The sequence below is a fragment of the Caulobacter sp. B11 genome, assembly GCF_002737765.1.
Taxonomy (GTDB): domain Bacteria; phylum Pseudomonadota; class Alphaproteobacteria; order Caulobacterales; family Caulobacteraceae; genus Caulobacter.
Genome location: NZ_PEGG01000113.1, coordinates 1 through 5,453, shown reverse-complemented (window position 1 = coordinate 5,453; position 5,453 = coordinate 1). Strand labels below are relative to the sequence as shown.

6 protein-coding genes are annotated in these 5,453 nt (G+C 66.3%); 2 read left to right on the top strand and 4 right to left on the bottom strand.

The window, feature by feature from the left end:
• The first annotated feature begins 207 nt into the window (after nucleotides 1–207).
• Nucleotides 208–1,347, top strand: a complete 1,140-nt coding sequence (hemN, locus tag CSW58_RS06090; RefSeq protein ID WP_236627676.1) for an oxygen-independent coproporphyrinogen III oxidase — start codon at nucleotides 208–210, stop codon at nucleotides 1,345–1,347.
• Nucleotides 1,348–1,446: 99 nt separating this feature from the next.
• Entirely contained in the window at nucleotides 1,447–2,091 is a 645-nt protein-coding gene (locus CSW58_RS06085; protein ID WP_099446684.1) for an OmpW family protein, read from the top strand.
• A 62-nt stretch (nucleotides 2,092–2,153) separates the two neighbouring features.
• Here CSW58_RS06085 and CSW58_RS06080 read toward each other — a convergent pair whose 3' ends face one another.
• From CSW58_RS06080 to CSW58_RS06065, 4 genes are all read right to left on the bottom strand, one after another.
• A complete protein-coding gene (locus CSW58_RS06080; protein WP_236627675.1) occupies nucleotides 2,154–2,537 on the bottom strand; it encodes a response regulator in 384 nt (127 codons plus the stop codon).
• Between the two features lie 195 nt (nucleotides 2,538–2,732).
• Nucleotides 2,733–3,341 carry a response regulator FixJ gene (gene fixJ / locus CSW58_RS06075; protein ID WP_099446682.1) on the bottom strand — a complete coding sequence of 203 codons (609 nt, stop codon included), beginning with the start codon at nucleotides 3,339–3,341 and terminating at the stop codon, nucleotides 2,733–2,735.
• Complete coding sequence (locus CSW58_RS06070) at nucleotides 3,331–4,812, bottom strand: PAS domain-containing sensor histidine kinase (RefSeq protein WP_236627674.1); 1,482 nt, start codon at nucleotides 4,810–4,812, stop codon at nucleotides 3,331–3,333. The genes fixJ and CSW58_RS06070 overlap by 11 nt, the downstream gene beginning before the upstream one ends.
• A 74-nt stretch (nucleotides 4,813–4,886) precedes the next feature.
• Nucleotides 4,887–5,453, bottom strand: a 567-nt coding sequence (locus CSW58_RS06065) for a helix-turn-helix domain-containing protein (protein ID WP_099446680.1), incomplete at its 5' end; no start/stop codon positions are given.

Genomic DNA, 5,453 nt, shown 5'->3' with positions numbered 1-5,453 from the left:
GTCGCCTTGAGCTGCTGGCGCGCTATGACGGACGGGCGCCGCGCTATACCAGCTATCCCACCGCCCTGCAGTTCACCGGCGAGGTGGATGCCGAGCTCTATGGGCAGTGGCTGGCGAGCCTCGACCCGGCGGAATCGATCTCGCTCTATGCGCACATTCCGTTTTGCCACCGGCTTTGCTGGTACTGCGGCTGCAACACCCGCGCGGGTGCGCAAGCCCGAGCTGATCAGCGCCTATGTCGACAACCTGGTCCAGGAACTGATCCTGATCGAGGCCAAGCTGCCCGGACGTCTGGCGGTCGGGGCCGTGCATCTGGGCGGCGGAACCCCCAACATCCTGTCGCGCGATGATCTGGTCAGCCTGTTCGGGGCCCTCAAACAGGTGTTCCGCTTCAAGCCCGGGATCGAGATCGCCGCCGAACTGGATCCGTCGGTCCTGACCGAGAGCTGGGCCCGGGCTGCGGCCTTCCACGGCCTGAATCGCGCCAGCCTCGGTGTTCAGGACCTGTCGCCGCACGTGCAGGAGGCGGTCAACCGCCACGAATCCTTCGAGGTCGTTGAGCGCGCGGTCGGCTGGCTGCGCGAGGCGGGGATCGCCTCGATCAATCTGGACCTGATGTACGGGCTGCCGCGCCAGACCCAGGCCGACGTGATCCGCACCCTGGACCAGATCCTTACCCTTCGGCCCGAGAGGGTCGCGCTATTTGGCTATGCCCATGTGCCGTGGGCCAAGCCGCATCAGCGGCTGATCAACGCCGCCGAACTGGCGGGGGCGGCCGAGCGGCTCGACCAGAGTGAAGCGGCCGCCCAGCACCTGATCGCCGCCGGCTATGTGCGGGTCGGGCTGGACCATTTCGCGCTGCCGACCGACTCCATGGCCATCGGGCTGGCGGAGGGCGCGGTGCGCCGCAACTTCCAGGGCTACACCACGGACGGTCACGCGACCCTGCTGGGCCTGGGCGCCTCGTCGATCGGGCGTATGCCCGGGGGCTTTGTCCAGAACATCACCAACGAAGTGGCCTGGCGCGACGCCGTGCTCGAGGGCCGTTTGCCGGTCGCCCGCGGCGTGGTGCTGACCGACGACGACCGCTTTCGCGGCGATCTGATCGAGCAACTGATGTGCGACCTTCAGGTCGATCTGGCCGCGACTTGCGCGCGCCATGGACTGACCCTCGACGCGCTGGCCGAAGACATTCAGCGGCTTTGCGCGCTGGAGGCGGACGGCGTTGTGCGTCTGGTCGACCATCGGCTGAGCATCACCGACCTGGGTCGTCCGTTCGTGCGGATGGTCGCTCAGGTTTTTGACCGCCGCTCGGGCGACCCAGATACCCATTCACGGATTGTGTGAATTTCGAATAAGTTGAGGCAGGTCAAGTTATCTGGCTTCGGAAGGTCGTAAAGCTTCCTGGCTGTAAAGCGAAAGCGATACAAAGAAGGGGATAAGACCATGAAATACCTGATCACGACGACGATGCTTTCCATGGCGATGCTGGCTGGAGCCGCTCAGGCTGCAGACTTCCAGCCGAAGACCAAGGGGCAGTTGATTGTTCATCTGCGCGCGACCGAAGTCGCGCCGGATGAGAACGCGCCGATCCTCACTGCCGCCGGCGCCGCCACGGGCCTGCACGCTGATGTTGGCAATGACGTCATGCCGACGCTCGGCTTCACCTATTTCCTGAGCGACAAGGTCGCCGTCGAGGCCATCCTGGGCACGACGCAGCATGACATTACGGCCAAGGGACCCGCGACCGACGTTCTGGTTCACGAGACCTGGGTCCTGCCGCCGGTCATCACCCTGCAGTACCACCCGCTGCCCGCCGCCCGCGTCAGCCCCTATGTCGGGGCCGGGATCAATTTCATGCTGTTCTATAGCGGCGAAGACAAGAACGGCTTCACCGTCGATCTCGACAATGGCGTGGGCTACGCCCTGCAAGCCGGTGTCGACGTGGCGATCCAGGGGCCGTGGTCGGCCAACCTGGACGTCAAGAAGGTCTGGTTCGAAACCGACGCCAAGATCAACGGCGGCGCTCTGAAGTCGAAGGTTGAGCTCGACCCGCTGGTGGCGTCGATTGGCCTTAGCCGCCGGTTCTAGTCACCGTACGGATTGAAGGCTTGAAGGCCTCGGTGGACCCCTCCGCCGAGGCCTTTTGGTGTTCAGCTCTCGGCGAGAAGGCGATCGACGACCGCGAACAACTGATTCCCCAGCAGAGGCTTTTCGACGATCACGGCCGCCAGTTGGTCGGCGACCTCCTGCATAGCCGGCGGCGGGCTGGTGGTGATCAGGATGGCGGGGCTCTTCACCGCATGATCGCGCAGACGCGCCAGCAGAGCCAGACCGTTTTCGCCCGGCAGGACCTGGTCGATGATCAGGCAGGCGGCGGCGGCCAGGTCCGCGATGGGCGGCAGGTCGCGGGGATGCGCGAAGGCCCGTACCTGATAGCCGTGGGTTTCCAGGGCGAAACTGACCGCCTCGCGTACGGCGTCGTCGTCATCAAGCAGGATGATGGTGTCGCCAGGGGCCACGTCGGGTCCGTTCAATTCAGGGCCAGAAACTCGCCGAGGGCATTGTGACGGCTGGCGGAGAAGCGGCCTTGATATGGCGCAAATGACTGGGGGAAGTGATCCCGTGCGGAGGTATCCGACAGGCTTTCCCCAGCGCTTTGGCCAATCGCTCGGTCACGCGCGAGGCGCGGCCGCGAAACTCAGGGTTCGGGTCTGGGGCTTTCGCCGGATCTAGAGACCAACCGCCATGGCCAGCCGCATCAGGTCGGCGATACTGCGCGCTCCGGTCTTGGTCATCAGGTTGGCGCGATAGACCTCGACCGTGCGGGGACTGATGTCGAGTTCCAGGGCGATGACCTTGTTGGACTTGCCCGCAGCAACGCCGAGCAAGACGTCGCGTTCGCGCGGCGTCAGGCCGGCCATCCGCGTCTCGGCCTCGCGCCGGGCGTCATCGCCGCCGGCCTGAGCCGGCCGCCGCTCCAGGGCCGCGCGGACAGCGCGCAGCAGGATGTCGTCGGAGAAGGGCTTTTCGATGAAGTCCAAGGCCCCGCTCTTCATCGCCTCGACCGCCAGGGGCACGTCGCCATGACCGGTCATGACGATCACGGCGTAACGGCCGTCCCGGGCGTTCAGATGCCGGACCAATTCGAGGCCCGAGGTTCCGGGCATGCGGATGTCGGTGACGATGCAGCTGCCTTCCGCGGCCGCCGGGGCGGCCAGGAACGCGTCGGCGGTCTCATGCGCCACGACCTCGAAACCGTTGACCTCGAGGATGAAGGCCAGGGAGTGGCGCATCGCCACGTCGTCGTCGATCACATGAACGGTCGGGCTAGTCGACATGAGCGGTTTCCGTGGTTGCGAAGGGCAGGGTGAAGGCGAAGGTCGCGCCGCCCTGTGGATTTCCGCGCGCCCAGATGCGTCCGCCGTGGGCGTCGATGATGGTTCGACAGATCGACAGGCCCACCCCCAGGCCCGAGGACTTGCTGCTGACAAAGGGCTGGAAGAGGCGATCGATCATTTCAGGGGCCAGACCCGGGCCGCTGTCGATGATCTCGACCTGGGCCATGCCGTCCGGGTTCGCCGCGACGGAGATGGTCAGTTCCTTGGTCTCCGAGCCGGCCATCGCCTCGATGGCGTTGCGGATCAGGTTCAGGGCCACCTGCTGGATCTGGACCCGATCAACGATCACCGGTTCCACCCGCGTCAGGCGCAAGGAGACCCGCAGGCTCGATTCCCTCGCCCCGACCAGGGCCAGGGCGCTGGCCTCCTCCAGAAGTTTGCCGACGTCCTCGATCGTGTGCTCGGTCTCGCCCTTGGCCACGAACTCCCGCAGTCGCTTGATGATCTCGCCGGCCCGCAAGGCCTGGTCGCCGGCCCGGTTCAAGGCGTCGCTCAGACGGGCCAGGTCCGGCTCGGCGGCCGCCAGCAGGGTGACCGAGCCCTTCATATAGTTGGCGATCGCCGACAGGGGTTGGTTCAATTCATGGGCCAGGGCCGCGGCCATCTCGCCCATGGCGGTGAGACGCGAGACGTGTATCAGCTCGGCCTGCAGGGCCTGCAGGCGCAAATCCTGGTCCTGGCGTTCGGTCAGGTCGCGGATGAAGCCGGTGAAGAAGCGGTCGCGCCCGGCATAGGCCTCGCCGACCGCGAGCTCCATGGGGAAGGTCGAGCCATCCTTGCGCTCGCCCACCACGATGCGGCCGATGCCGATGATCCGGCGCTCGCCGGTGGCGGCATAGCGGGCCAGATAGCCGTCATGTTCGGTGCGGTAGGGCGTGGGCATCATGACGCTGATATTGCGGCCGATGGCCTCGTCGGGGGTCCAGCCGAACAGCCGCACGGCGGCGGCGCTGAACGAGCGGATGATCCCCTTTTCGTCGATGACGATCATCGCCTCGGGGACGGTGTCGAGGATCGACTGCAGGTGGGCCTGTTTGCTCGCTGCCTCGGCGCTATTGCGGCGAAGCTGATCCCCGGCCAGGCCGACGATGGGGCCGAGGATCAGGAATACGACCCCGTCCATCATGTTGGCCGGGCTGCTGGCGACGCCAGGGCCCAGGCGGATGGCGCTGGCGACCAGAGCCAGGGCGGTGGCGAGCAGGGCGGGCCGCAAGCCGCCCAGGGCGGCGGCCAACAGGACCACGGGCGCCGCGATGAGCAGCATGGTGCGATCGCCGAGCTGGTCGTCGATCAGCCGCCAGAGTCCGAAGGCGACAAATGCGCCCACGACCGCGGCGACATAGGCCGAAAACGCCGGCAGGGACGAGCTTCGGGCGCTCCAGGGTCCGCTTGTGGCGCGCTGGCGACTCAAGTTCCGTTCCTCCATCGACTGGATGGAGGAATAGCACGGCCGATCACTCTACCGTAAAGTGCCGTGCGGAAGGTTTAGCAGACCACCATGCGGGCCAAGCGCGAGGCGCCGCGCACGCAGAAGCGGCGGCTGCCGAAGAACTCGATCAGGCCCTCGGCCTGAAGGCAGGTCAGGGTGCGCGAGACCGTTTCGATGGTCAGGCCCAGATAGTCGGCCATGTCTTGGCGACCCATGGGCAGGACCGTGACCTCGGCCGCGTTGCGCTGAGCCAGGTCGAGCATGAAGCTGGCGACCTTTTCCCGCGCCGTCTTGCGGGCCAGCAGCATCAGATGCTCCTGGGTGCGGGCCAGTTCCTGCGCCGTCGCGGTCCACAGCATGCGCTCCAGATCCGCGCTATCGGCGCTGAAAGCGTTGGAGGCCGAGCGCCTGATCATCAGGATCTCGCTGTCGATCAGGGCCTCGGCGGTGAAGCGGTGCTGCTCGCCCGGCTCAAGGCCGAAGACGTCGCCGGCATAATAGAAATCGCCGATCTGGCGCCGGCCGTCGCGAAGCAGACGGCTGGTGCGCACCGCGCCGCGCACGACGCGATAGACGAAGTCGCTATCCTCGTCCTGGGCGTAGATTTCCTCGTCGGCGGCGTA